Source organism: Nocardioides speluncae (genome assembly GCF_003121585.1).
Taxonomy (GTDB): Bacteria; Actinomycetota; Actinomycetes; order Propionibacteriales; family Nocardioidaceae; genus Nocardioides; species Nocardioides speluncae.
The window spans coordinates 53,273-78,095 of record NZ_QEOO01000003.1; the positions used below are offsets into that span (position 1 = coordinate 53,273).

The 24,823-nt window shown below is 69.3% G+C and carries 27 protein-coding genes, 1 tRNA gene and 4 pseudogenes; 14 read left to right on the forward strand and 18 right to left on the reverse strand.

Annotation, left to right across the window (positions count from 1 at the left end):
- Window positions 1-33: 33 nt before the first annotated feature.
- The gene (locus tag DDV73_RS02055; RefSeq protein ID WP_109505596.1) at window positions 34-885 is read left to right on the forward strand and encodes a PAC2 family protein; all 852 of its coding nucleotides are present in this window, start codon (window positions 34-36) and stop codon (window positions 883-885) included.
- Between the two features lie 319 nt (window positions 886-1,204).
- Here the strand turns inward: DDV73_RS02055 and mshC are convergent, their stop codons facing one another.
- The 4 genes from mshC to DDV73_RS02075 are packed head-to-tail and all read right to left on the reverse strand — an operon-like array spanning window position 1,205 to window position 4,551.
- Window positions 1,205-2,431 carry a cysteine--1-D-myo-inosityl 2-amino-2-deoxy-alpha-D-glucopyranoside ligase gene (gene mshC / locus DDV73_RS02060; protein ID WP_109505597.1) on the reverse strand — a complete coding sequence of 409 codons (1,227 nt, stop codon included), beginning with the start codon at window positions 2,429-2,431 and terminating at the stop codon, window positions 1,205-1,207.
- Window positions 2,432-2,455: 24 nt separating this feature from the next.
- Window positions 2,456-3,241 carry an SCO1664 family protein gene (locus DDV73_RS02065; protein WP_276310074.1) on the reverse strand — a complete coding sequence of 262 codons (786 nt, stop codon included), beginning with the start codon at window positions 3,239-3,241 and terminating at the stop codon, window positions 2,456-2,458.
- The gene (locus DDV73_RS02070) at window positions 3,238-3,819 is read right to left on the reverse strand and encodes a DUF3090 domain-containing protein (protein ID WP_109505598.1); all 582 of its coding nucleotides are present in this window, start codon (window positions 3,817-3,819) and stop codon (window positions 3,238-3,240) included. The genes DDV73_RS02065 and DDV73_RS02070 overlap by 4 nt, the downstream gene beginning before the upstream one ends.
- 9 nt (window positions 3,820-3,828) lie before the next feature.
- Window positions 3,829-4,551 carry a histidine phosphatase family protein gene (locus tag DDV73_RS02075; RefSeq protein WP_109505599.1) on the reverse strand — a complete coding sequence of 241 codons (723 nt, stop codon included), beginning with the start codon at window positions 4,549-4,551 and terminating at the stop codon, window positions 3,829-3,831.
- Between the two features lie 32 nt (window positions 4,552-4,583).
- Between DDV73_RS02075 and corA the strand changes: the two genes are divergently transcribed.
- Window positions 4,584-5,561 (forward strand): magnesium/cobalt transporter CorA, encoded by a 978-nt coding sequence (corA, locus tag DDV73_RS02080; RefSeq protein ID WP_109505600.1) that lies wholly within the window; start codon window positions 4,584-4,586, stop codon window positions 5,559-5,561.
- Between the two features lie 6 nt (window positions 5,562-5,567).
- On the opposite strand, the gene DDV73_RS02085 is transcribed toward corA, so the two are convergent.
- Both DDV73_RS02085 and DDV73_RS02090 read right to left on the reverse strand, forming a co-directional pair.
- Window positions 5,568-6,398 (reverse strand): undecaprenyl-diphosphate phosphatase, encoded by an 831-nt coding sequence (locus DDV73_RS02085; protein WP_109505601.1) that lies wholly within the window; start codon window positions 6,396-6,398, stop codon window positions 5,568-5,570.
- Between the two features lie 19 nt (window positions 6,399-6,417).
- On the reverse strand, window positions 6,418-7,182 hold the full coding sequence (locus DDV73_RS02090; protein ID WP_109505602.1) for a septum formation family protein: 765 nt from the start codon (window positions 7,180-7,182) through the stop codon (window positions 6,418-6,420).
- 102 nt (window positions 7,183-7,284) lie between these two features.
- Here DDV73_RS02090 and DDV73_RS02095 point away from each other — a divergent pair, with 102 nt between their 5' ends.
- Genes DDV73_RS02095 through DDV73_RS02105 form a run of 3 tightly spaced genes read left to right on the forward strand, consistent with a single transcriptional unit; the run spans window position 7,285 to window position 8,908 of the window.
- Window positions 7,285-8,235, forward strand: coding sequence for an aldo/keto reductase (locus tag DDV73_RS02095; protein ID WP_109505603.1), 951 nt, complete (start codon window positions 7,285-7,287; stop codon window positions 8,233-8,235).
- Window positions 8,232-8,444, forward strand: coding sequence for a DUF5703 family protein (locus DDV73_RS02100; RefSeq protein ID WP_109505604.1), 213 nt, complete (start codon window positions 8,232-8,234; stop codon window positions 8,442-8,444). The genes DDV73_RS02095 and DDV73_RS02100 overlap by 4 nt, the downstream gene beginning before the upstream one ends.
- 2 nt (window positions 8,445-8,446) lie before the next feature.
- The gene (locus DDV73_RS02105) at window positions 8,447-8,908 is read left to right on the forward strand and encodes a hypothetical protein (RefSeq protein WP_109505605.1); all 462 of its coding nucleotides are present in this window, start codon (window positions 8,447-8,449) and stop codon (window positions 8,906-8,908) included.
- A gap of 7 nt (window positions 8,909-8,915) precedes the next feature.
- Here the strand turns inward: DDV73_RS02105 and DDV73_RS02110 are convergent, their stop codons facing one another.
- Window positions 8,916-10,262: a M20/M25/M40 family metallo-hydrolase gene (locus DDV73_RS02110; protein WP_109505606.1), complete on the reverse strand. Its 1,347-nt coding sequence runs from the start codon at window positions 10,260-10,262 to the stop codon at window positions 8,916-8,918.
- A 111-nt stretch (window positions 10,263-10,373) separates the two neighbouring features.
- Here DDV73_RS02110 and DDV73_RS02115 point away from each other — a divergent pair.
- Together DDV73_RS02115 and DDV73_RS02120 are read left to right on the forward strand one after the other, a co-directional pair.
- Window positions 10,374-10,459 (forward strand) — tRNA-Leu (locus DDV73_RS02115).
- A 182-nt stretch (window positions 10,460-10,641) separates the two neighbouring features.
- Window positions 10,642-11,892 carry a YibE/F family protein gene (locus DDV73_RS02120; RefSeq protein WP_206050656.1) on the forward strand — a complete coding sequence of 417 codons (1,251 nt, stop codon included), beginning with the start codon at window positions 10,642-10,644 and terminating at the stop codon, window positions 11,890-11,892.
- On the opposite strand, the gene DDV73_RS02125 is transcribed toward DDV73_RS02120, so the two are convergent.
- Window positions 11,867-12,730, reverse strand: a complete 864-nt coding sequence (locus DDV73_RS02125) for a class I SAM-dependent methyltransferase (RefSeq protein WP_161962263.1) — start codon at window positions 12,728-12,730, stop codon at window positions 11,867-11,869. The genes DDV73_RS02120 and DDV73_RS02125 overlap by 26 nt on opposite strands.
- Before the next feature lie 67 nt (window positions 12,731-12,797).
- Between DDV73_RS02125 and DDV73_RS02130 the strand changes: the two genes are divergently transcribed.
- The 5 genes and pseudogenes from DDV73_RS02130 (at window position 12,798) to DDV73_RS02150 (ending at window position 15,990) form a co-directional block, all read left to right on the forward strand.
- Window positions 12,798-13,592 carry a MerR family transcriptional regulator gene (locus DDV73_RS02130; RefSeq protein WP_109505608.1) on the forward strand — a complete coding sequence of 265 codons (795 nt, stop codon included), beginning with the start codon at window positions 12,798-12,800 and terminating at the stop codon, window positions 13,590-13,592.
- A gap of 5 nt (window positions 13,593-13,597) precedes the next feature.
- Window positions 13,598-13,832: pseudogene (locus DDV73_RS02135) on the forward strand (YnfA family protein).
- 38 nt (window positions 13,833-13,870) lie between these two features.
- Window positions 13,871-14,266, forward strand: a complete 396-nt coding sequence (locus DDV73_RS02140) for a metalloregulator ArsR/SmtB family transcription factor (RefSeq protein ID WP_109505609.1) — start codon at window positions 13,871-13,873, stop codon at window positions 14,264-14,266.
- On the forward strand, window positions 14,263-15,057 hold the full coding sequence (locus DDV73_RS02145; protein ID WP_109505610.1) for a cation diffusion facilitator family transporter: 795 nt from the start codon (window positions 14,263-14,265) through the stop codon (window positions 15,055-15,057). The genes DDV73_RS02140 and DDV73_RS02145 overlap by 4 nt, the downstream gene beginning before the upstream one ends.
- Window positions 15,058-15,333: 276 nt before the next feature.
- Window positions 15,334-15,990: a sulfite exporter TauE/SafE family protein gene (locus DDV73_RS02150; RefSeq protein ID WP_206050657.1), complete on the forward strand. Its 657-nt coding sequence runs from the start codon at window positions 15,334-15,336 to the stop codon at window positions 15,988-15,990.
- Between the two features lie 26 nt (window positions 15,991-16,016).
- On the opposite strand, the gene DDV73_RS28980 is transcribed toward DDV73_RS02150, so the two are convergent.
- The 4 genes and pseudogenes from DDV73_RS28980 to DDV73_RS29790 all read right to left on the reverse strand — a co-directional run.
- Entirely contained in the window at window positions 16,017-16,247 is a 231-nt protein-coding gene (locus tag DDV73_RS28980; RefSeq protein ID WP_240617053.1) for a hypothetical protein, read from the reverse strand.
- 208 nt (window positions 16,248-16,455) lie between these two features.
- Window positions 16,456-16,527: pseudogene (locus tag DDV73_RS29650) on the reverse strand (hypothetical protein); the annotation flags it as partial.
- 296 nt (window positions 16,528-16,823) lie between these two features.
- A pseudogene (locus DDV73_RS02160) lies at window positions 16,824-17,003 on the reverse strand (CorA family divalent cation transporter); the annotation flags it as partial.
- 94 nt (window positions 17,004-17,097) lie between these two features.
- Window positions 17,098-17,367, reverse strand: a pseudogene (locus DDV73_RS29790) (zinc finger domain-containing protein); the annotation flags it as partial.
- Between DDV73_RS29790 and DDV73_RS02165 the strand changes: the two are divergent.
- Window positions 17,263-17,478, forward strand: a complete 216-nt coding sequence (locus DDV73_RS02165; protein WP_109505612.1) for a hypothetical protein — start codon at window positions 17,263-17,265, stop codon at window positions 17,476-17,478. The pseudogene DDV73_RS29790 and the gene DDV73_RS02165 overlap by 105 nt on opposite strands.
- A 423-nt stretch (window positions 17,479-17,901) precedes the next feature.
- Here the strand turns inward: DDV73_RS02165 and DDV73_RS27675 are convergent, their stop codons facing one another.
- Both DDV73_RS27675 and DDV73_RS02175 read right to left on the reverse strand, forming a co-directional pair.
- On the reverse strand, window positions 17,902-18,453 hold the full coding sequence (locus DDV73_RS27675; RefSeq protein ID WP_154402570.1) for a hypothetical protein: 552 nt from the start codon (window positions 18,451-18,453) through the stop codon (window positions 17,902-17,904).
- Between the two features lie 159 nt (window positions 18,454-18,612).
- Window positions 18,613-19,506, reverse strand: coding sequence for a hypothetical protein (locus DDV73_RS02175; RefSeq protein WP_154402571.1), 894 nt, complete (start codon window positions 19,504-19,506; stop codon window positions 18,613-18,615).
- 291 nt (window positions 19,507-19,797) lie between these two features.
- Between DDV73_RS02175 and DDV73_RS02180 the strand changes: the two genes are divergently transcribed.
- Window positions 19,798-20,940 carry a trypsin-like serine protease gene (locus DDV73_RS02180; RefSeq protein WP_109505614.1) on the forward strand — a complete coding sequence of 381 codons (1,143 nt, stop codon included), beginning with the start codon at window positions 19,798-19,800 and terminating at the stop codon, window positions 20,938-20,940.
- A 27-nt stretch (window positions 20,941-20,967) separates the two neighbouring features.
- On the opposite strand, the gene DDV73_RS02185 is transcribed toward DDV73_RS02180, so the two are convergent.
- From DDV73_RS02185 to DDV73_RS28585, 4 genes are all read right to left on the reverse strand, one after another.
- On the reverse strand, window positions 20,968-21,228 hold the full coding sequence (locus DDV73_RS02185) for a hypothetical protein (protein WP_206050658.1): 261 nt from the start codon (window positions 21,226-21,228) through the stop codon (window positions 20,968-20,970).
- Window positions 21,225-22,988 carry a group II intron reverse transcriptase/maturase gene (ltrA, locus tag DDV73_RS02190; RefSeq protein ID WP_109505620.1) on the reverse strand — a complete coding sequence of 588 codons (1,764 nt, stop codon included), beginning with the start codon at window positions 22,986-22,988 and terminating at the stop codon, window positions 21,225-21,227. The genes DDV73_RS02185 and ltrA overlap by 4 nt, the downstream gene beginning before the upstream one ends.
- Window positions 22,989-23,639: 651 nt before the next feature.
- Window positions 23,640-24,260 (reverse strand): IS630 family transposase, encoded by a 621-nt coding sequence (locus DDV73_RS28580; protein WP_206050659.1) that lies wholly within the window; start codon window positions 24,258-24,260, stop codon window positions 23,640-23,642.
- On the reverse strand, window positions 24,149-24,643 hold the full coding sequence (locus DDV73_RS28585) for a helix-turn-helix domain-containing protein (protein ID WP_206050660.1): 495 nt from the start codon (window positions 24,641-24,643) through the stop codon (window positions 24,149-24,151). The genes DDV73_RS28580 and DDV73_RS28585 overlap by 112 nt, the downstream gene beginning before the upstream one ends.
- Window positions 24,644-24,823: the final 180 nt, after the last annotated feature.

Sequence of the window (24,823 nt, forward strand, 5' to 3'; positions counted from 1 at the left end):
CGCCGCTGCCGCCGCCTGGTTAGGGTGGGTCGGGTGATCGAGATCGAGGACCTCAGCGACCTGGTCGACCCGGTGGTCATCGCCGCGTTCGAAGGTTGGAACGACGCGGCCGACGCGGCGTCGTCCGTGGTCGACCACCTGCTGAAGGTCTGGGAGGCGAAGGTGGTCGGCGCGATCGACCCCGAGGACTTCTACGACTTCCAGATGAACCGGCCGATCGTCGGCACCGACGAGAACGGGCACCGGCGGATCACCTGGCCCTCGACCCAGATCGCGATCGCCAGCCCGCCCGGCCTTGACCGCGACGTGATCCTGATCCGTGGCATCGAGCCGAACATGCGCTGGCGGCAGTTCTGCGCCGAGCTGCTGGCGGCGTGTGACGAGCTGGGCGGCGAGCTGGTGATCACCCTGGGCGCGCTTCTCGCCGACACCCCTCACACCCGGCCCATCCCGGTCACCGGCACCGCCACCGAGCCGGAGATCGTCGACAAGCTCAAGGTCGAGCAGTCGTCGTACGAAGGGCCGACCGGCATCGTCGGCGTCTTCCAGGACGCGTGCGTCCGGCTGGACATCCCCGCCGTGTCGTACTGGGCCGCCGTACCCCACTACGTCGCGCAGCCGCCGTGCCCGAAGGCGACGCTTGCCCTGGTCGGCCAGCTGGAGGACCTGCTGGAGATCAGCATCCCGCTCGGCGACCTCCCCGACGAGGCTCAGGCCTGGGAGCGTGGCGTCGACGAGCTCGCCGAAGAGGACGAGGACATCGCCGACTACGTCCGCGCCCTCGAAGAGACCCGCGACACCACCGACCTCCCCGAAGCCTCCGGCGAAGCCATCGCCCGCGAGTTCGAGCGCTACCTCAAGCGCCGCGGCACCGACGAGTCCTGACATTCGCCGACCCGGCCCGTGTTGACGCCGTAGGCCGCTGACCCGGCCCGTGTTGACGCCGCAGGTCGTCGACCCGGCCCGTGTTGACGCCGTAGGTCGTCGACCCGGCCCGTGTTGACGCCGCAGGCCGTCGACCCGGCCCGTCTCGACGCCCGCAGATCGCTGACCCGGCCGGCATTGACAGCCGGGTCAGCGTTGCTGGGCGTGAACACCGGCCGGGTCAGCGTTGCTGGGCGTGAACACCGGCCGGGTCAGCGTTGCTGGGCGTGAAGACGGGCCGGGTCAGCGCGCTCAGGCGTCAACACCGGCCGGGTGGGCGTCAGAGGTCGAGGCCGAGGGTGGCGTCCAGGAGGGTGCGGATGATGGCGGGGCTGCCGGGTTCGGTGCGGTCGCCGGAGTCGGTGGCGTCCATCCAGGCCTGCGCAGCGGCGACGGCGGTGGGCGCGTCGAGGTCGTTGGCGAGCGCGGTGAGTACGGCGTCGACGACCGGACCAGCCGGTGCGCCGGCCTCCAGCGCCAGTAGCGGCCGCCAGACATCGAGGGTGTCGACGGCGTCCCAGAGCAGGTCGTCGGTCCACTCCCAGTCGCTGCGGTAGTGCTTGCGGAGCAGGGTGAGCCGGATCGCCATCGGGTCGACCTCGGAGTTGCGCAGGGCGGAGACGAAGACCAGGTTGCCCTTCGACTTCGACATCTTCTCGCCGTCGTACCCGACCATCCCGGCGTGCGAGTACACCTGCGCGAACCGCGCGGCCGGGTGCGCGACCTGGGCGTGCCCGGCCGACATCTCGTGGTGCGGAAAGACCAGGTCGTTGCCGCCGGCCTGGACGTCGAAGGCGTGGCCGAGGTGCTCGAGCGCGATCGCCGAGCACTCGATGTGCCAGCCTGGCCGGCCGCGGCCGAACGGGCTGTCCCACGACGGCTCGTCGGGACGCTCGGACAGCCACAGCACGCAGTCGAGCGGGTCCTTCTTGCCGTCGCGGTCCGGGTCGCCGCCGCGCTCGCCGAACAGCGCCAGCATTGTGTCGCGGTCCAGCCGCGAAACCTCGCCGAACGTGGCGTCCGCGGTCACCGAGAAGTAGAGGTCGCCGTCCACGGTGTACGTCGCCCCAGCGGCCTGCAACTTCGCGATCAGCGCGATCGCGAGCGGGATCGACTCCACGGCACCGACGTAGTGTTCCGGCGGCAGCACCCGCAGCGCCTCCATGTCGTCGCGGAACAGCTGGGTCTCGCGCTCGGCGAGCTCCTGCCAGTCGACGTGCACCTTGGTCGCGCGCTCCAGGAGCGGGTCGTCGACGTCGGTGACGTTCTGGACGTAGACCACGTCGTGGCCGGCGTTGCGCCAGGCGCGGTTGAGCAGGTCGAAAGCGACGTAGGTCGCCGCGTGGCCCATGTGGGTCGCGTCGTACGGCGTGATCCCGCAGACGTAGAGGCGCGCCGCGCCGTCCGGGCGGGTCTCCACGACCTCGCCGGTGGTCGTGTCGAACAGGGAGACTGAGGGGCCGGCCACCGACAGAGAGGGCACCGCCGGAGCAGACCACGTACGCATGTCGTGCAGCCTAGCCAACGACCGTCAAAAGGCCGGCCACGGGATCGACGGCCAGGACCCGCTCGGTGCGGGCAGCCGGCCGGCCCTCAGCAGCCGGGCGCAGCGGCGGTCGACGGCGTCGATCTCGTCGTCGTCCAGCAGTGTGGCCAGCCGCTCGCCAAGACTCTCGCGAAGGTCGCTTCGGAGCGCCTCCAAGGCGGCTCGCTCGTCGTCCAGCAGCGGCTCGCCGAGCCAGCCCCAGAGCACGGTCCGGAGCTTGTTCTCGGTGTGGAAGGTCACACCGTGGTCGACGCCGTACCGGTGGCCGCCGGACATCGCGAGCACGTGTCCACCCTTGCGGTCGGCGTTGTTGACCACGATGTCGAACACCGCCATCCGGCGCAGCGCGGGCGTGTCCTCATGGACCAGCGAGACCGGCCGGTCATCGGCGTCGAAAGCGTCCAGGACGTGCAGATAGCCCTCCGAGACGACGCCCTCAGGCACCAGGTCGACCGGCGCCAGGTCGGGGTCGGGATCCTGCCAGACCTGGACCATGCCCGGTCCGTGCGGACCCTCGCGCAGGAAGGTCAGGGGTACGACGTCCCAGCCGAGCGCCTCGGAGACGACGTACGCCGCGACCTCGCGCTGGGCGAGGGTGCCGTCCGGGAAGTCCCACAGTGGGCGCTCGCCGGCCGTCGGCTTGTAGACCACGCGTACGCCGTCCACCTCGGCCAGGAAGGTCGCGTTGGAGGCCGGCATGATCCGGCCAACTAGGGTCAGCTCGCCGGCGAGGTCCGAGGCGGATGCGACGACCCGCTCGCCGCTGCTCACGACGGGTCGCGGCGACGGAACCCGTTGGCCCGCACGCACAGGTGGCCGTCGGGGTCGATCGGGTTCCCGCAGAACGGGCAGCTCGGCCGGCCGGCGTCCAGCACCTGCGAGGCACGCTTCACGAAGGCCCGCGCCACGCCCGGCGTGATCCGAACCAGGAAGATCTCGTCCGGCTCCGGCTCCTCGATCTCTTCGTCGACCTGGTCCGGCGATACGACCGCAGCCTCGGTGAACGGGAACACCTCGATCACCACGCGGTCGTCGCCGGGGTCCCAGGAGAGCGTCATCGTGCCGGCCCGGAACTCCTCCTCGATCGGCTGCTCGAGCGGCTCGGCGTCCTCGAGCCCGACCGGCGCCACCGCCGGGATCAGCGTCGCCGAGCCTTGGCTGCGCATCACCTCGTCGAGGAGCTCGTCGACGCGCTCGGCGAGCGCCTGCACCTGCTGCTTCTCCAGGGCGACGGTCACTACCCGCTGGCCGCTGCGCGCCTGCAGGAAGAAGGTCCGCTGGCCCGGCGGGCCGACGGTGCCGGCGACGAACCGCTCCGGCGGGTCGAAGCCATGGACGACGGGTGACATGGGCTCAGCCTATTCGGCGACTGCCGTCGGACCAGCGCCACCGCCGATGACGGCGTCGTCCGCGGTCGCCGGACGGCGGCCGCGCCGACGCTTGGGCGGCCGCAGCCAGTCGAGCGAGCCCGCGTGCGTGTTCATGCCGAGCACGAACGGCCGCACCGGCGTGTACCGGACGATCGAGATCGAGGCCGGGTCGACCTGGATCCGCTGGAACTGGTCGAGATGGGTGCCGAGCGCGTCGGCGAGGATCGACTTGAGGATGTCGCCGTGGCTGACCGCGATCCAGACCGCGTCCGGGCCGTGCTCGGCGGTGACCCGGTCGTCCCAGCGGCGTACGGCGGCGACCGCCCGCGCCTGCATCGCGGGCATCGACTCGCCGCCCGGGAAGGTCACCGCGGACGGCTGCTGCTGGACCACCTTCCAGAGCTTCTCCTTAGCGAGCTCGGCGATCGGCCGGCCCTGCCACTCGCCGTACTCACACTCGAGCAGGCCGCGCTCGGTGACCGGCTGGGGCGGGTCTGCCAGCACCGCGGCGACGGCGCGGGCGGTCTCCCGACAGCGCTCCAGCGGGCTGGTGACGATCGCCGCCACCGGCAGTCCGGCGACCCGCTCCCCCGCCGCTCGAGCCTGGTCGCGGCCCACGTCGTCGAGGTGTACGCCGCGGGCCCGGCCGGCGAGCACGCCGCTCGTGTTGGCCGTGGACCGCCCGTGGCGCACAAGGATCACGGTTGCCATGACCGCGACCCTAGTGGGACTAGCCTGACAACGTGATCGTCGACAACGCGCTGTACCGGGAGGGTGTCCGGGTCCCGCTCGGCTGCGACATCTCGGACCTGACCACGGTCCGGTCCAGCGCGACCGACGGCGACTTCGTGTGGATCGGTCTGCACGACCCGACCGAGGACGAGATCGACCGGGTCGCCAAGGTCTTCGACCTGCACGGCCTCGCCGTCGAGGACGCGCTGCACGCCCACCAGCGGCCGAAGCTCGAGCGCTATGACGGGATGCTCTTCCTGGTCCTGAAGACGCTCTGGTACGTCGACGAGCAGGACGCCGTCGAGACCGGCCAGATCAGCCTGTTCGTCGGCCCCGACTACGTCGTGTCGGTCCGGTACGGCGAGGGCACTGAGCTGCACAGCTCCCGGATGCACCTCGAGGAGCACAGCAAGATCCTGGAGCACGGCCCGACCGCGGTCGTCTACAAGATCTGCGACACCGTGGTCGACGGCTTCCTGCGGGTCGCCGCCTCGCTCGAGATCGACGTCGACGAGGTCGAGGCGTCGGTGTTCTCCCCGGAGCGCACCAACGACTCCATCCGGATCTACACCCTCAAGCGCGAGATCGCGGAGGTACGCCGCGCGGTGCTGCCGCTGCGCGACCCGCTGCGCCGGGCCGCCGGCGGCGTCGTGGACGGGATGGACCAGAAGGCCGCGCCGTACTTCCGTGACGTGTTGGACCACCTGACTCGCGTCGCGGAGACCGTCGACACCCTCGACGGCCTGCTGTCGACGGCGTTCGACGCTCACCTGGCCCGGGTCTCGGTCCAGCAGAACGACGACATGCGCAAGATCTCGGCCGGCGTCGGACTGGTGGCGATGCCGACGCTGGTCGCCGGCGTCTACGGCATGAACTTCGACCACATGCCGGAGCTGCACTGGATGCTCGGCTACCCGATGGCGGTCGGGCTGATGGCGCTGTCGTCGCTATCCGCGCTGGTCTTCTTCAAGAAGTCCGGCTGGCTCTGAGCTCGGCTAGCCGCCCGAGGCCAGCACGCCTGCGGCCACCAGGATCAGCGTGCCGCCACCGAGCATCACCCGGTAGACCACGAACGGCATGAACGACTTCGTCTCGACGTACTTCAGCAGCCACGCGATCGCGGCGTACCCGACGACGAACGACACGATCGTCGCCACGATGGTCGGGCCCCAGCCGTAGGAGTTGTCGCCGTTCGGGATCTCGTTCAGCTCGAACAGGCCGGCACCGACCACGGCCGGGATCGCGAGCAGGAACGCGAACCGGGTCGACGACTGCCGGTCGAAGCCGAGGAAGCGGCCCATCGAGATCGTGGCTCCGGACCGGGACACACCGGGGATCAGCGCACACGCCTGGGCGGCGCCCATGCACACCGCGTCGAACATCCGGATGTGCTTGGCGGACTTGTTCGTCGGCCGGAACCGGTCGGCGACGCCGAGGAGGACGCCGAGCACGATCAGCGTCGTACCGATGATCCACAGGCTCCGGAAGTCGCTCTCGATGACGTCCTTGAGGATGACGCCGAGGACCACGATCGGCATCGAGCCGACGATGATGTACCAGCCCATCTTGGTGTCAGGCTGGCTGCGCAGCTCTGGCTGCCACAGCGCCTTCACCCACGACGAGCCGATCCGCCAGATGTCGTGGCGGAAGTAGATCAGCACCGCAAGCTCGGTGCCGATCTGGATCACGGCGGTGAACGCCGCACCCGGGTCGCCCCAGCCGAAAAGCTCAGGGAAGATCCGCAGGTGGGCGCTGCTGGAGATGGGCAGGAACTCGGTCAGGCCCTGCAGCGTCCCCAGCACCACGGCCTTGAAGAAGTCGAACACGGTGCCCCACCCTAGGGGGTCACCGTCCGGCGTTCCGCAGGGATCCAGTTGTCGACTGGTTGCCGGGCATGGTGACCGCGCAGGTGATGGCTCGATCGTCGAGCTGCCAGGAGCGCTTTGTCGGCGTCAGCAGGAAGATCTCCAAGTCCGAGTCTCCGTACGCCGTACCGACGAACGCCTTGAAGCGCTTCGCGCAGCGCTGGTCGGCCTGATTCGTCACCTGCTCGTTGCCGGGGAACTCACCCTCGGCGAGCTCGATGACCGCGTAGACCTCGGCCTGGTGCGACTCGGCGCATGGAATCGCATCGACGGTGAACACCTCCTCGCCGTCCGGCAGCTGGAAGCAGTCGCCGGCCCGCAGCGCCTGGGCGTTTAGCCGCCCTTCCTCCTCGATGGCTCCGCTGCTGTTGCGGTCCGCATCCGTGGTGACGGCGAGGGCGATCAGGCCGACGATGGCGACGATCCACACCGCCACCATGCAGAGCGCGCCGATCGCCATGCCCTTGCCGTGGTCGCGGCCGTCCTTGGAGCGGCCGAGGACGATGAACGCGAAGATCGCTGCCAGCAACAAGGTGATTCCGGCGGGGACGAAGCTCAGTCCGAGCGCCCAGCCCGCCATGGTCTTCGACGGCGGCCGCTGGTGTGGCGGCGCCCAGTGCGGGCCCTGCGGGTATGGCGAGCCCGGCCCGGGCTGGCGTGCGTCGTACGCCGGCAGCCCGGCGGTCATGCTCCCCGGAGCAGCCGGCTCCTGGCCGGCGGATGGCGAGGTGTGCGGGTCGGTCATGAGGTCCCCCTTTGAAATGTCCGCCGGAGCCTAACCCGCCACACCGACACTCCGGAGCGGAACTGGGAGCAGAGTTGGGCCGTCCTGGTTACGGTTCTGCCTATGCAGCAGCGTGCGCTCGGCTCCACCGGTCTCAAGGTGTCCCGACTCGGCCTCGGCCTGATGACCTGGGGCACGGTGACCGACGAGCACGAGGCACACGACCAGCTGACCGCGTACGTCGACGCCGGCGGGACGCTGCTCGACACCGCCCACATCTACGGCGGCGGCGCCTCCGAGGAGATGCTCGGCAGGCTCCTGGGCACCGCCATCGCGCGCGACGAGGTGGTGATCGCGACCAAGGGCGGCTTCGGGACCCGGAACGGCCGGGCGACGTACGACGCATCGCGCGGCCGCCTGCTCACCCAGCTCGACCTGTCGCTGGACCGGATCGGGGTCGACCACGTCGACCTGTGGCAGGTGCACGTGTGGGACGAGCACTGCCCGCTCGAGGAGACCCTGGCCGCGCTCGACACCGCCGTCGCGACCGGCCGCGCGGCGTACGTCGGCATCTCCAACTACACCGGCTGGCAGACCGCCCGCGCGGCCACGTGGCAGCAGGCGGTGCCGGGCCGCGCACGGCTGGCCTCCACGCAGATCGAGTACTCGCTGCTCAGCCGCAGTGTCGAGGACGAGGTGATCCCCGCCGCGCAGGCGTGTGGTCTCGGCGTCCTCCCCTACTCACCGCTCGCCAAGGGCGTCCTCACCGGCAAGTACCGCACCGGCACCCCCAGCGACTCGCGAGGCGCGTCCGACGACGGCACCATGCTCCGCGGCTACCTCGACGGGCACGCCCGCCGAGTGGTGGAGGCCGTGGCTCGGGCCGCCGACGGCCTGGGCTGGACGCCGCTGGAGGTGGCCCTCGCCTGGGTCCGCGACCGCCCGGGCGTCACGGCGCCGATCGTGGGCGCCCGGACCGCCGCCCAGCTGAAGCCGGTCCTGGCACTCGGCGACGCCGAGCTCCCGGTCGAGCTGGTCGAGGCACTCGACGACGTCTCCGGAGAGGGCGGATGAGCGCCAGGGCGCGGCTCGGCCGCGCGGTCGAGTGGGAGTTTGAGCGGATCACGCTGCCGCGTGACTTCTCCCGCAACGTGGTCACCAGAATGCTCGTGGAGCGCGCCGAGCACGGCGGCTGGGAGCTGGCCCGGGTGCGGATCACGCCCGACGGCACTCGTCGGGTCATACTCCGCCGCAAGATCATCCGCCAGCTGCGCGCCGGGTGACGGTGGACGGCTCAGCTCTGGCCAGCAGCGTCTTCACGCTCGCCGGCATCGTGATCGGTGTCCTGCTTACCCACTTCCTCAGCGTGAGTGCCGCAAGGCGGTCCGAGCGATTCCGGGCCCGTGACGAGCAGCGTGAGGTCCTCAGCGCGTTGATCTCGGCCCTGATCGAGTTCGACACCGCCCAGATCAATCGGGCCCGGCATCGAGAGGGGCCGGAGACCGAGTCCCGGCAGGCTGCTCGGCTCGACTCCTACCGGCTCAAGGCACTCGCCTCGCAGCAGCTAGCTCGAGTCCAGCTGATCGTCGGCGAGCCCGCGCTGATCCGGGCGGCCGAGTCCGCCCTCGACGCGACCGAACAGATCAACGACTCGCGCGGCTACCAGGACGCACTCGCCCGGCGCGAGGAGGCCAAGGCCGCGCTGCAGCGGCTGATCCAGGTCGCCCGCGAGGTCACCGGGACCTGACGGCGAGTCAGGCCTGGTCGAGGAACCGGTCGAAGACGCGGGCACCGAACTCCAGCGCATCGACCGGCACCCGCTCGTCGACGCCGTGGAACAGCGAGCCGAAGTCGAGGTCGGGCGGCAGCCGGAGCGGCGCGAAGCCGTAGGACTGCATGCCGAGCTTGCGGAAGTGCTTGGCGTCGGTCCCACCGCTCATGAGGTACGGCGCGACCACGCCGTCCGGGTCCTCGGCCAGGATCGACCGGGTCATCGCGTCCATCAGCCGCCCGTCCGCCGGCGACTCCCAGGGCTGCTGGTGGCTGACGTAGTCGACCGAGATCCGGTCTCCGCACAGCTCCGCCAAGGTGTCGAAGAACTCGTCCTCGAACCCCGGCAGGAACCGGCCGTCGATATGCGCGGCCGCCTCGGTCGGGATCACGTTCACCTTGTAGCCGGCGTCGAGCATGGTCGGGTTGAGCGTGTTCCGGATGACCGCACCCAGCATCCGGGCCGAGCTCTCGAACTCCTCGACCAGCGACTCGGCGTTCTCCGGCGTCGCCTCGGTGCCGGCGACCGACGCCACTGCCGCCAGCAGCACCTCCATGGTCGGCGTCAGCCGCACCGGCCACTCGTAGGCACCGATCCGGGCGACCGCGGCGGCCAGCTCGGTCACCGCGTTGTCGCGGTTCATCATCGAGCCGTGGCCGGCGGTGCCGCGGGCGGTGAGCCGCATCCAAGCCATGCCCTTCTCGGCGGCCTCGATCAGGTAGATCCGCTGGCCGCGAACCGTCGTCGTGAAGCCGCCCACCTCCCCGACCGCCTCATTGCAGTCGGCCAGCTCGTCGGGGTGCTCCTCGATCAGGAACTCCGCGCCCTTGTGGCCGCCCGCCTCCTCGTCGGCGGTGAAGCAGAGCACCATCGGGCGCTCCGGGAGCCGGCCGGCCCGGGTCCGGGCCCGGACCACCGAGAGCAGCATCGCGTCGAAGTCCTTCATGTCGACGGTCCCGCGGCCCCATAGGTAGCCGTCCTTGATCTCGCCGGCGAACGGGTCGACCTGCCAGTCCTCGGCCGCCGCGGGTACGACGTCGAGGTGGCCGTGCAGCAGCAAGGGCGACCTCTCGCCTGCCGAGCCTGTCGAGACCCCACCCCAGCGCGCCACGAGCGAGGTCCGGCCCGGCTCGGACTCGTAGAGCCGGCTCTCGATGCCGACCTCGTCCAGCAGCGCCGCGACGTGCTCAGCCGCCTTCCGCTCCCCCGGTCCCTCGGCATCGCCATAGTTGGAGGTGTCGATCCGGATCAGGTCGCGGCACAGGTCCACGACCTCCGCGGCGGGGTCATAGGTCGGGGCGTAGGTGGGGGCATCAGCGTCCGGCGCCATATGCCCATCCTGACACCCCGTCGTACACCCGGGCCGATGCGGGGAATCGGCCCCGGCTTTGCTACAGTTACCGCCGCTGATCCGGCGGGGAAACCCACCGGTCGGTCACTCGTCCGGGTGGCGGAATTGGCAGACGCGCTAGCTTGAGGTGCTAGTGCCCGTATTAGGGCGTGGGGGTTCAAGTCCCCCCTCGGACACGGCCTTCACCCCCGCCTCCGGCAAGCGCCGGAGGTGGGGGTGAGCTGCTTTCGGGCCAAGGTTGATCTCGGCACTGGGCTTGCGCCACCCACTAGGATCGGCGTCCGCTGCCGTGCCCAGGCTGGGCAAACTCGCCACCATCCTGGTTCGTCGACCTACAGAATGCGGAGGGCTCCCGGTTATGGACTCGCATCACCACTGGCACACCGGTGACGACACTCGGCGGATGCGCCGGGTTGCGCTGTCGGTGATTGTTCCGGCCGGGTTGGTCACGCTCGTGGCCCTGATTTGGCTCTGGCCGTCAGGCGCCGACGCCGTCGAAGAGTCAGGCCGCGCCGACCAGTTCCGCGGCGTGGTTGTCGACGTCGAGAACGTGCCATGTCCCGAGCCGCCCGGGACCAGCGGGCAGGATCAGTCAGCCGCTGAGGGGACGGACAACGGGACCGACAACGGATGCGGCACCGCCTGGGTGCGACTGTCAGAAGGAGCCGACAAGGACAAAGAGGTTCAGGTCGCCCTGCCCAACGGTCCGGGCGCACCATCAGTGGAGGAGAGTGACAAGGTCGTCCTCATCACGACCCCCACCCCGGACGGCCCGACGTACGCAATCGTCGATCACCAGCGCAGCAACGGACTGTGGCTCCTCGCAATCGCCTTCGTCCTGGCCGTGATCGCCTTCGCTCGATGGCGCGGACTGTCGGCTCTGATCGGGCTCGCGGTGACCTTCGTACTGCTCCTGCTGTTCGTGGTCCCCGCGATCCTGGCCGGCGAGTCGCCGCTGCTGGTGGCGATCGTGGGATCGGCGGCGATCATGCTGACTGTTCTCTATCTGACCCACGGGTTCGCCTTTTCCACGTCCGTCGCGGTCCTCGGGACGTTGGCGAGCCTGACCCTGACCGGCGTACTCGCCTCGGTCTCCGTGGCTAGCCTGCACCTGACGGGCTTCGCCGACGAGTCGTCGACGTACCTGGGCATGGTCCACAGCGTCAACACCGAGGGGTTGCTGCTCGCCGGCATCGTGATCGGCTCACTCGGCGTCCTCGACGACGTCACCGTCACCCAGGCCGCCACCGTCACCGAGCTCGCCCGCGCCAACCCGGACTACCGATTCACCGACCTCTACTGTGCCGGCACCCGCGTCGGCCGCTCCCACATCGCCTCGGTGATCAACACGATCGTGCTTGCCTATGCGGGATCATCGCTGCCGCTGCTCATCCTGATCTCGGCCAACGACAGCTCCCTCGGCCATGTCGTCTCCACCCAGGTCATCGCCCAGGAGATCGTCCGCAGCGTGGTTGCCACCCTCGGGCTGATTGCCGCCGTACCCATCACCACGGCACTGGCTGCGGCCACCGCGCGGACGACGATCGCCGACGCAGGGACCGACACTAAGACCGACGCTGCGGTCAGGCTGGCTCCCGCCGAGCAGTAACCAGCCAGGCGGCGCCGTCCAGGTAGACCCCATCGGAGGTCTGGTGGTCGGTGAGGGCGGTCGCGACCGCGTCCCAGCCGCGTTCGGCGGTCTGGTTGTCGACGTCGGCGAAGAGAAGCTGCCCGAACTCGGTGCGGCGCATGAACTCGACGGTGTCGGCCACATCGGAGCCGAGGTACTCCGGGGACGTCGCTGGCTCGATCCGGATGTCGGCGAGTCCGGCGTGTCCCAGCAGGTCCTCGATGGCCTGGGGATCGGCGAGGGAGAACGCCTTGAGGCCCCAGAAGTCCTGATCCATCTCGGGGACCGGAATGTGGGTGAGTGCCGCGGCTGCTGGAACCACGATGCGTGGCTGAAGCGACATGTCCTGCCAGCAGGTGAAGGCCAGCCGGCCACCGGGTCGCAAGGCAGAGACGATGTTGCCGATTGCCTTGGCGGGGTCGGCGAAGAACATGACGCCGAACTGGCTGACTGCGAGGGCGTACGACGCCTCGCCCAGGTCGCCTTCTTGGGCGTCGTCGTGGCGGAAGGAGACCTGCGCCAGATCGGCTGCACGCTCGGCGGCCACCTCGAGCATCGGCCCGGACACATCGACGCCGACCACCTCTCCGGCTGGTCCGGCCAGCTCACCGAGCCGGTACGCCACCGCTCCGAAGCCACACCCGACCTCCAGGACCCGCTCCCCGGGCTGCACCGCGGCGGCGGCCAGCAGCATCTCGGTGAAGCCGGCGTTCATGCGGGCATACCGGTCCTGCTCAGCGACCCAGTCTCGACCGACCTGCCCGTCCCAGACCTGGACCATCCCCGCGTTGTCCAGCTCCGCGCTGTCCGAGCTCACGTTTCCCATCGCTACTCCAGTCCGCGACTTGACCTTCGAGTCGAGTTGAAGGTTTACGGTCCTTGGCATGGGAACGTATCGGATCTCGCAGCTGGCCGAACGCTCCGGCGTGCCTGCCACCACCTTGCGCTACTACGAGTCGGCTGGCCTACTGCCCGCCGGGCGGACGGAGGCCGGCTATCGGGTGTACGACGACGCCTCGGCGCGGCGGTTGGAGTTCATCTCCTCCGCCAAGGCGCTCGGGTTGCCGTTGGAGGAGATCCGCGACCTGCTCGGCGCGTGGGAGTCGGGAGTGTGCGCGCACGTGCGCGAGCGGATGCTGCCACTGGTCGCGCAGCGAATGGACGAGACCGATCGGCGCCGCGCCGAGTTGGCGGCGTTCGCGGCCCAGCTGGCTACGGCGCGCGCGCAGCTGTCCACCGTCGCTCCAGCTGGCGCCTGCGGTCCTGGCTGCGGATGCGTCGCCAACCGCGAACCTGCGTCAGGGGCGGCCGGTCCGGATTTGGTGGAGCTCACCATGTCACCTCCGCTGGACCAGGACGGTCGGGAGGATCTGGCGTGGCGAGAGACGCCGGTGGCCTGCACGTTGACCGGCGCCCAGCTGGTCGAGCGCACCGAGCAGTGGCAGGCACTGCTTGCTCAAGCGTCGGACCGCCAGGACGTCGCCGACGGCGTGCGAGTGACCTTCCCAGCCTCGGCGGAGCTGGCTGGCGAGGTCGCCGCGCTGGCCGTCGCGGAGCAGGGCTGCTGCGCGTTCTTCGACTTCACGCTGCATCTCAGCCCGGACCGGCTGGAGCTGGCGGTGCGAGCCCCGGAAGCCGCCGCGCCGCTGATGGCCGACCTGTTCGGAGCGACACAATAGGCGCCATGGATCTCGCACGCTCGCTGCCTCTGTTCCTCGCTGCCGCGATCGCCGAGATCGGTGGCGCATGGCTGGTCTGGCAAGGGGTGCGCGAAGACCGCGGCTGGGCGTGGAAGGCGCCGGCTCCCTGGCCTGGGCATGGCACTAGACGGCTACCGACCCGACCGCTATGACCTCGCCGGCGCTGCAATCTGCCTCGCCGGCGTCGCCGTGATCATGTACGCACCACGACACACCTGACCCACCGCAAGTCACAGGAATCGTGTTAACATCGCCAAATGGCGATGAATGGTCTCTCGGTCGACGGGACCCGGGAGGTCGACCTCGGATCCGAGGCAGACGCGCTGACTCCGGCCGCGTGTCTGTTCCACGGCTTCTCCGACCCGTCACGGCTGGCGATCCTGCGGCACCTCAGCATGGGTGAGCACCGGGTGGTCGACCTGACCGAACATCTGGGTCTGGCCCAGAGCACCGTGTCCAAGCACCTGGCCTGTCTGCGCGACTGCGGCCTGGTGACGTCGCGGCCGGTTGGCCGCGCCTCGGTCTACTCGCTGAACCACACCGACGCTGTCATGGCGGTGTTCGCGGCCACCGAGCGCCTATTGGAACTGACCGGCGACGCGGTCGCGCTGTGCCCCAACTACGGAACCGCCACACTCAAGGATGCCCAGTGAGCACCTCAACACCGACCCCTGCCGCGACGCCGACCCCGACCGCTGAGGAGCGTGCCCGTCTAGGCCGGCAGGCCCAACTGCTGGCCGGCGCATCGGTCGCCTACAACGTGGTCGAGGCCGTCATCGCGGTCACCGCCGGCGTGATCGCAGGCTCGGTCGCCCTGATCGGCTTCGGCCTGGACTCCATGGTGGAGGTCTCCAGCGGACTGATCATCTTGTGGCAGTTCCGCCACAAGCTGCCCGAGACCCGGGAACGTCAGGCGCTGCGGCTGATGGCGATCTCGTTCTTCGCACTCGCCGCCTACGTGTCCTTCGAGTCCCTCCGCGCCCTGGTCACCGGCGCCGAACCCGACCCCTCACCGGTCGGCATCGGCCTGGCCGCAGTCTCATTACTGGTGATGCCCTTCCTGTCCTGGGCCCAACGACGTACCGGCAAGGCACTGGGCTCCAACGCAGTGGTCGCCGACTCCACCCAGACCCTGCTGTGCACCTACCTGTCCGCGGTCCTGCTGATCGGACTCGTCCTCAACGCCACCGTCGGCTGGTCCTGGGCAGACCCCGTCGCCGGCCTGATCATCGCCGCGGTTGCGGTCAAGGAGGGCCGCGAGGCCTGGCGCGGCGAGGGCTGCTGCGCACCTACAGCGACCAGCCTCCACACCAGCCACGGGTGCGGCTGCGGCGACGGCGGGTGTGCCGACGGCTGCTGCAGCCCGAACGAGTCCCCGGCTGAATCTGCGGTCTCGCGCCCACAGCCAATCCAGATCACATCGCTCGGCAAGAGCGACCTGTGACCCCAACGGCAAGCCGGCTGACCGGCCAGCCCTGCTGACACCGCGGCCGCCATCACAGGGATCCTCGGCTCTTCTGGCGCTGCGGCACACTGGCAGCTATGACCGATCCGCCGGCCGCCACGGAGGCGGGAGTCCATGCTCGGCGGCAGTCGCTGGCTTGGCCATTCGCCGCCGGCGGCTCAATCGGGATCCTGGGTGGGCTGATCGGTCTGGGCGGCGCCGAGTTCCGGCTGCCCCTGCTGATGGCATTTGTTCGGGTTCGCTGCGCTCCAGGCCGTGATCTTGAACAAGGCGATGAGCCTGATCGTGGTAGTCGCCGCGCTGCCCTCGCGGGCGTTCGCGGTCCCGTGGAATGAGGTCACAGCGCACTGGTCGATCGCCGTCAACCTTCTCGCCGGTTCCCTGGTAGGCGCCTGGCTGGCGGCGGGCTGGGCCACCCGAATGCACACGCGCACCCTGCACCGCGTCCTAGCGCTGCTCTTGGTGGTGATGGCGGTGGTCCTGGCCATCACCCACTTCGCTGACGTCGACACCCTCGATCTTCCGCCGGCGCCCAGAGCGGTCGCTGGGGTCATCGCCGGGGCCCTGATCGGGATGGTTGCCGCGTTCATGGGCGTGGCCGGCGGCGAGCTGTTGATCCCGACCATCGTCTTGCTCTTCGGCGCCGAGATCCAGCTCGCGGGCAGCCTCTCACTGCTGGTGTCGCTGCCCACGATGGTGGTCGCCTTCGCGCGCTACAGCCGCGACAGCACGTTCACGGTGATCCGCGAGAACCATCGCTTCGTGATGGTGATGGGGAGCGGGTCGATCGTCGGCGCCGTAGCCGGAGGTGCACTGCTCCAGTACGTCGCGAGCCAAGCTCTGATCGCCGCCCTCGCGCTCATCCTGCTCATCTCGGCAGGCAAGGTCTGGCGTCACACCGAACTCCCCTGACCCCTGCCACTTCAGACAGGCGACTCCTAGACGGTGGTGGCGATCTGGTCTGCCAGGAGGACGGCGACGCGGCGCTGTTCGCGGGTCGGGTACGTCACGTGCGAGGTCGCGGTGACCAGGAAGTGGCCGACGACTTCAGAGTCTCGCTGTACCGGGACGGCGACGTACTCGTCGGTCGGCAGCCCGACCCGCTCGACGTCGACAGCGTGACCGCCGCGGGTCAGCACCGTCGTGGTCCAGAACGGTGACTCGCGCATCCAGAACCGGGCCGCCGACGTACCTGCAGCTGCTGGCGGAGAGAACCTCGGTGATATGACGTGCCACGACGTCGACTAGCACCTCGCTGGGCACGTCTCCCTCAGCGACCGCGCGGGCGGCTCCGACGACCCCATGGAGGTAGCCGGAGCGCCGGGATGCCTGCTCCTGCTGCCGGTAACCCCACAGGGCGACCTTGGTCACCGCAAGGCCGATCACTACGAGCAGGACCACCGTTTCGATGCTGTCGGCGCCGTCGATGGTGAAGCTCAGATAGGGCACGGTGAGGAAGAAGTTGAACCAGGCGCCAGCCGAGAGTGCGGCGGCGACGCCCGGCCACCCGGTCGCCGGTCGCAGCGGCGGCCACCACCCACAGGACCAGGATCAACACCGAGGTCGCTGCCGTGACCTCGTCGCGGACTGTCGACAGGATTGCGCAGGTCAGCAGCGGCGCCAGAGCGGCCGCCACTCGGACCGATGGGCGCCACCACGCCGCTGGTGGCCACTCGGAAAGACTGCCGGTCATCGGCCACACTCCTTCTCGACACGAAACTACCGAGTCTGAGCCTGATCGGCAGTCACAGCCATCCACGACGCTTGAACACCAGGTAGAGACCGCCGCACACAACAGCCATCAGGGCAAGAGCGAAGGGATATCCGAGCCTCCACTTCAGCTCCGGCATGACGTCGAAGTTCATGCCGTAGATGGTGCCGACCAGGGTCGGGGCGAACAGGATTGCCGCCCACGCGGAGATCACCGCCCAAAGACAGCCAAACCAACGCTCCCTCAACCCAAGTCCTGGGCGCCGACACTCGACGGGTGTTGATCACTGATCGGGGCGTCGCTGCGAGGTGCCCGATCCACCGGCGGCGGCGGGCGATGTGGTTGCGGCTGGCGGGTTCCCCGTGGGCGTCGCGACACGGCAGCCCCAGCTCGGCGGCACAGACCGGGCACGGTACCCGGCGTTCGGCGGTGCGGCGCCCGGCCCGGCGCCGGTTCTCACCTTCGGCCCTTAGGTGCTTCAGCAGTCGGTGCTCGTCGCCACTGAGCTTTGCCTGGTAGCCCTTGAGCGCGGTTGCGGCGACGACGCGTTCAGGGCTGCCAGCGGCCAGCTCCCAGATGCGATCTTCCTCGTCAATGAGCGCGATGACCAGTTGCCGCCGGTGCGGCAGCACCGCGGTCGCCACCTGGAATGTCTCGACCAGGTGCGCCGGTTCATCGGGATCGGCTGAGATGCGGGCACGACCTGGTGGCCGGTCTTGTGGCTGTTCTTTTCGCGTGGTCGCGTGGCTCCACGACGGCCTCCGCTGTCCCAGGGATTCGACTGTAACGCCGACCGCCTCGCGGCAGTGTGAAATGGCGCGCCAGGCATATCCGGTCGGGACTATTAAGCAGAAGCCGCCCGCCGCAACCAGATCAGGTCGCGGCGGGCGGCTTTCTGCATCGGTCGTGGCCTGCTTTAGAGGCTTGACGAGAAGCGTTGACGAGGTGACCTGAGGCGTTTCCGAGGACGCCGTGGGTGCCGGGAACGCTTTCGCGCTCCTCGCCGTTGCTTCCGCTGCTGCCGAACGGCAACCGAGTCGCCGTCCGGCAGCCGCCTAGTTGCCGTCTTCCGAGTCGACGACAACCTTCGGGCCAACTGGGACCGGGAGCCGTCACCGCGCCTCGGGCAGCGGCGGGACCGGCGGCTCAGGGGCCGGCGGCTCAGGGGCCGGCGGGACCGGCGGCTCAGGGACCGGCGGGACCGGCGGCTCGGGCACCGGCGGGACCGGCGGCTCAGGGACCGGCGGGACCGGCGGCTCGGGCACCGGCGGGACCGGCGGCTCGGGCACCGGCGGGACCGGCGGCTCAGGCGGCGGTGGCGGCGGCAGCGTCGTCTGCGCCGGCAGCGGAGGCAGCGGAGGCAGCGGCGGCAGCGGCGGCTCGGGCAGCGGCGGGAGCGGCGGCACTGGCAGGTCGGGCACCGGCAGCTGTGGCAGCGGCAGGTCAGGCAGCGGCAGCGGCGGCAGCGGCGGCAAGCCGAGGCCGCCCAGGATCAGGTTGATCAGTTCCTGCAGGGTGAGTCCGGACGGGTCCGGCAGGCCCGGAATGGGGTCCTCGGCCGAGTCGGCGGCGCTGCGAGTGTCCGGCACGTACGGCGCATGCTGAGTGCTTGTCTCAGGCGCAGCCGCGTCGGTGCCGACCGCGTGAGCTGCGATTCCGCTCATTCCGAGCAGGCTGGCTGCGAGGAAAGAGGCTATGGAAGCTTTTCGGATACGGGGGTTCATCGTTTTACTCCTTGCTACAAGTAGTGCGTTGGGGAACGCCAGTCCGGTCCCATGGGGACCTCCCTGGCGGGGACTGCCTCAGGTGCTTGTAGCGAGGGCTCAGTCGGGGGCGAACCCAGGCCTGGTCACTGGCTCGCTGTGGGGCTGGGTGTCGGTGCGGACCGGGTCGGCGACGAGGTCTGCACCGTCGCGATAACAGGTCGAGTCGGGCGTCGCGCGGTCCGCCACGGCTCCGCCCGCGCCGGAGACCATGCCTTGGTCACCGCTCAAGAGCTCGCTCAGCGGGATACCGCCGCCGAGGTCCGGCAAGCCTGCCGCCGGCGCCTCGACCGGTACGGCGGCGTCGGACTCCGGCCGCAGGTCAGCGGCTGCCGAACCAGCCGCCGTACGCGCGGCGGCCGGGCGAGCGATCACCGACGGAAGCGGTAAAACCTGCCGATGGTCCCGCTCGAACTCATCGACAGCGGACGGCACGAACGGCTCGACGGCATTCTGGTGACCCGGAGTCTGCGGAGCTGCAGTCTGGGGAGCCGGAGCCTGCTGAGCCGGAACCTCGGCGCTCGAGTCGTCCTCCGGATGGCCTCCCGGCGCGACGGCCTGGGACACCACCTGCAGGGCATTCGCGACCAGATCGGAGCCGCCGGCCCCGGCGCCACCGAGAGCCTTGTCGCTGGCAGCGGCAACCCCGCGAACAGCGTGTGCCGCGGCCTCTACGACCGGCGATGTGACGCCTGCGGCGGGCACGTCCTCGACCAGCTCGGAGGTCTCGGCCACGATTTCGGTGACGACGGCAACAGTGCCGGTCAGGTCCGTGCCAGCCTCGTCCTGGACAACCTCCGAGGCGGCGTCCTGCTCGTCGGCCTCGGCCGCCGTGGTGCCGGCCAGGAAGGCGGCAGCGAAGGCGGCGGCGAGGATTCCGAGGCGGATCAGGAAACGGTGCGAGCGCGCGATTCGGCGCTGCTGCGCCGCCACCTGCACTGTGCTCGCGTCCATCACGTCTCCCGAGAAACTTGAGTCGGACTAACGATTAGAAAGCGAAGCACTCCAGTGCTCCTTCGTAAAGCCCTAATCGGACATTCGCGACATTGTCGCTTTTGCGAACGGTGGGTCCGAGTGCCCCGAAGCCGCCGATCGTTCGCCCTGGGATCGATGGTGGCAGCAGAAACATTGGTGACAGTCGCTTCCCGCAACAACTCTTCTATGAATGGCACGTCATCGAAATTCCTCGATCTCCGAGCATTTCAGGAGGCTGAAGGCGAGGCGGCTTAGGGCTAACGTTCGGTCATGCCAGCGACGATCGATGACAACCGCAGCCGGGTACGGCTCCTCGGTGTTCTGCTCGGGTTCGCGGTCGCGCTCGGCGTGCTCGCGCCGGCCACCGCCGACGATGACAGCCAACCCGCCGGGCCGCAGATCGTCGGCGGCAGTCCCGCGGCTCAGGGCGAGTTCCCGTGGGTCGTCCACTACGACTACCACGGTGAATGGACGTGTGGCGGGGCGTTCATCCGCGAGGACCTGATCCTGACCGCCGCACACTGCCTGGAGGGCACCGGCCCGGACACCGACGTCGTGGTCGAGTACGGCGACGTCGACCTTGGCGAGGGCCCGACGGTCCGCTCGAACTACGTGTACGACGCCGGCGACCTCGGCAACGACTGGGGACTGATCCGGCTGCAGCGCAAGATCGCTGGCGTGAAGCTGCTCCCGATGACGCCGTCCACGGCGTACGACGGCGGTCTGTTCAAGGTCATGGGCTGGGGCGCGACCAGCGAGGGCGGCTCGGGCAGCGACCGGCTGCTCAAGGTCAATGTGCCGTTCGTCAGCGACGCGAGCTGCGCCGAGGTCTACGGCACCGACCTCAACCCGACGACCGAGATCTGCGCCGGGTACGACGACGGCGGCAAGGACTCCTGCCAGGGCGACTCCGGCGGCCCGATGGTCCGCAAGGACGCGTCCGGCGCTTGGGTCCAGGTGGGCATCGTGTCCTGGGGCACCGGCTGCGCCCGCCCGGACGTGCCCGGCATCTACGCCCAGGTCAGCCACTTCCGGAACCTGATCCATGCGAAGGCCAACGCCCTCGTCGGACCGTGCTCACGCGTCGACCGCACGGACGCCTCGATCAGAGATCACCGCACGACCACCCGACAGGTGAGGCTGAACTGCACCGGCCGCGCCTCCGCCAGGTCGAAGGTGGGCGTCAACATCAAGCACCCCGCCCGAGGCAATCTCATCGTCTCGCTGGTCGCCCCGGACGGCTCGGTCTACCGCCTGCACAACCGCACCGGCGGTGGGACCGACAACCTGGTCGGGACCTACGTCGTCGACCTGTCGAAGGAGAAGCGGGCCGGCATCTGGAGGCTCAAGATCCACGACGCCGTCGCTCGCAACGTCGGCAGGCTGGACGCCTGGTCAATCAACCTCGGCTAGGACGTCGCAACTAGTAGAGCGTCGCTTCTAATAGGCGGGGTATAGGTGTCGTAGGCGGGTGCGGGCGTCGCTGGTGGTGAAGTGCCAGTCGACTTGCCGCTGGTCGGCGTTGGTGGCGTTCTGCCAGGCGGCGAGCTCGGTGTTGAGATCGTCGAGGTCATCGATGCGCCGGTCGAGGCATTGACGGGTCAGGGCGGAGAGCTCGATCTCGTCGGGTAGCCCCGGCGCATTGCTGCGCCGGGGCCCCCTCAGAACCGGCCGTGCCCGCTTTCCGGGCAACCGGCTCAAGCAAGCCCCGTGGGCTCGTGGGTGGACAGAAGTGCGGGCCCGTTGCCTCCGCTGGTGCTGCGGCGTTGGCAGTGGGCGTGTATGAGACGGGTCGCGACGCGTTCGTCCGGCGTGTCTGCTCCCCAGGCGGTGACCGCGCGTTTGCGGATCGCCGTGCGGGTGGCCGTGAGCCACTGTTCCCACTCGCGTGGGCTTTGTGGCTCGCGGTCGGCGTGCAGCAGCAGGCCCCGACACAGCGGACAGCGGCCGTGCTGGGCTCGTAGGAGCCGCAGCATCGGGTTGCCGAGTGGTGGCCGGTTGCGGCGACGCCGCAGTCGCCAGTAGTCGGTCAGGTCCGGGTCGTCTGGCGACGCCGGTCCTGCGACCATCCGGTGCCGAACGATCGGGGTCCAGGCGAACTTGCGTAGGTAGAAGCCAGTCTCCTGGCTGCCGAACACCCACTTGTCTCGCCTTGCCCGGTTGAACATGCCGAAGTACCGGGCGATCACCCAGCGCGTCGACTTGTTCGGGTGGGAGAATCTGGCCCACTTGTAGACCAGTCTCCACAGGTGAGCGTCCAACGCGCCGAAGGCACGTTTGGACGCTCCGATCCGGTAGTAGGCAGCCCACCCGGCAATGATCGGGTTGAGCTTGGCGATCACCGAGTCGGCGTTGGACCCGCGAAGGGCCTTGGCCTCAGCAGTGAGCCGTTTCCGGATCCGTCGCAACGCGTCGTTGCTCGGCTTGGTCAACAACTTGCCGTTCGGGTAGCGCCGGATGGTGAACCCCAAGAAGTCCACACCTTGGTCCAGGTGCGTGATCTGGGTCTTGTCCTCGTTGAAGACCAGACCCCTGGGGGTCAGCCAGCTGGCAAGTCGTGCCTTGACCTGTTCGGCCTGCTCACGGGTGTGACACAGGGCCAGCAGGTCATCGGCGTAGCGGATGAGCACCGGGGAGTCCGACCTCGTCTTCCCGGCTCGGTTGCCGGTCTGGTGGTAGCGGACCCCGGCGGCACTCTCCATGCCGTGCAGGGCAACGTTCATCAGCAACGGGCTGATCACCCCACCCTGAGGAGCGCCCTCCTCGGTGGGGGTGAACCGACCATCCTCGATCACTCCGGCCTTCAGCCACTGCGCCACCAGTCCCCGTCCGGGGAAGGTGCCCAGCGACTCGCCGAGGTGGTCATGGTTGAGGTGGTCGAAGGCCGCCGCCAGATCGGCGTCGAGCACCCACCCACGCTTCGCGTCGGTACGGCTCGCCGTGGTGTGGATCGCCACGATGGCGTCGTGGCAGCCCCGGCCCGGCCGGAACCCATACGATCTGGGCTCGAACCGGGCCTCCCACTCGGGCTCCAGCGCGTTGACCGTCAGCGCCTGAAGGCACCTGTCGGCGATCACCGGTATCCCGAGCGGACGGCGGCGCCCGTTGCTCTTGGGCACATACACCCGCTTGACCGGCCGCGGTGACCACGGCGTGGCGTGGCGTTGCATCCAGTCGACCAGATCGGCCTTCTGCTGCGCGTCCACCACCCTGACGCCGTCGACCCCGGCCGTCTTGCGGCCAGCATTGATCTCGGTGACCCGCCGCACCGCAACCCGTGCGTTGCTGCGAGATCGGAGCATCAACTTCTGCAGGTTGCGAACCCTTTTGAGGTCCCCGTCCCGCGACGCCGCGAAGATCCGCTGCCGTAGCCGCCGTACGTCGTCCTCCTGGGACCGCCAGTCGATGGCGTCCCAGTCGGTCGTCTCGTCCTCCGGTCCGTTCACTTTGACCTTGGTCATCGTGTCCAACTTGCCCTTCGGTTCCGGTGCCTTGGCCAACACGTCCTCGCAGGCTCACCCGACCCGCGTCAGCACCCTTTCGGGTCGGGGCACTGCCCCTATCCGGCCGGTTATTCCAGAACCACTGGCGGAGGAGCCAGCATCAGGTTCCCGGTTTCCCGTTGCCTTTCGGCCACCAGCATTCGCTTCTCGGGTCGTCCTGCGCCCGCTGGGGCATCGGGCGGCCTTGCGGCCGACCTACCAGGCAAACACCTGCCTGGACCCCAACGGGGTTGTCACGTTCCACATCAGTCAGATACGACCGGGGTGGGCGCCCTCTGTACCCCGGGGACGGTGGTGCGCTCCCGCCCGACATAGCCCCCCCGGGCGGCACCCGCCGCCTCACAGCGGCCGGCCCCTATCTCCCGCTCCCACAACCCATCGGCGAGAGTGCTAATGACGAGGCGTCAACGAGGGTTCAAGTCCTTCACCCGTCCGGTCTTCCCCAGCCTGTGGCTCCCGGATGGAACGGGAGCCCTTGGGCCTTTCACCCCGGGCTTCGCACCCCACGGTCACCCGTGACGCACGCCGAGGCGGGGACGGTCCCTGCGCACTGGACCGAGCACTACGTCTCCGGCATCAGCCGAACCTCCTTGAGTAGTGCCGCTGCACTCAAGCGGCATCGTGTCGCACGGCGATGTTGAGCCAGGAGCCGTGCTTGGGGGTGTGGTGGATCTCCAGCCGCGCCGCGAGTGCGTGGGCCTTGGCCGGGTCGAAGGCCTCGTACAGCGATCCGGTGGTGTGGGTGTTGAGGTTGTCCATGACCAGTACGATCCGCTCGGCGTCGGGGTAGTCGATGGTGAGCAGGTGCTCGACCTCGTGTGCCCAGTCGATCCGGGTCCGCTGCCGCCTGGCGACCACTCGGCGCCGACCGGCCAGCGGCTCGACCCACACGAAGATCGAGCAGGTTCCGTGACGCACGTACTCGGAGTCCTCTTTGCGGTCGCTGCCCGGCGCGGCCGGGATCGGGTCGCGGGCGTGCGCGAGGAGCTGGTAGGGCTTCTCGTCCATACACACCACCGGCACCTCGGGGTCGTGAGGGCGGGCGTAGACGTCCAGGACGTCCTCCATCCTGGCCACGAACTCGCCGTTGGCCTTGGGCGGGATGGTCCAGCACTTCTTCAGATGAGGACGCAGTTCCGTTTTTTTAAGACCCGCCCGATGGTGGAGTGATCCAGATCCGGGATGTCGTCGAGGAGCGCGACATGCTTCTCCAGCAGCCGCAGCGACCACCGGGCCTGCCCGGCAGGCGGAGCCGAGCATGCCAGCGCGATCAGCCGGGCCTCGACCTCGCCGGTCACGATCGGCTCGACCGGCGGCGTGAGCCGCTTCTTGCGGCTGATCGTCGCCTCGACGTCGCCGCCGCGCTCGGCATAGGCCCTGGCCACCTTCACCACCGTGTCCACGTGGACCCCGGCCCGCCCGGCCACCGCCTCCTGGAGGGGCACCGGGTCGCCACGCTCGCAACGGTCGGGATCGTTCTCATCCAGCTCCAGCAGAATCCGTGCTCGCCGCACCTGCTGGGCCGAATGCGACCCCGTACGGACCACGCGCCTGAGCTGTTCACGCTCGGCCGGGCTCAACGCCACCGGCCGCGACTTCGGCCTCGCCACCATCGACTCGCTTCTGGCGGGCTGAAGGGGAAGGAACCCGCCACGAACAGCACACCGCAAGTACACCGCCGATTAGCGACGACACGCTACTAGATGAGTTATTCCAAGGTGTGCGGTCGGTGTGGCAGGAGTGAAATGGGCTGAGGGTGTCCAAGAGTCGGTGTTGCGACCCATCTCAAGCTC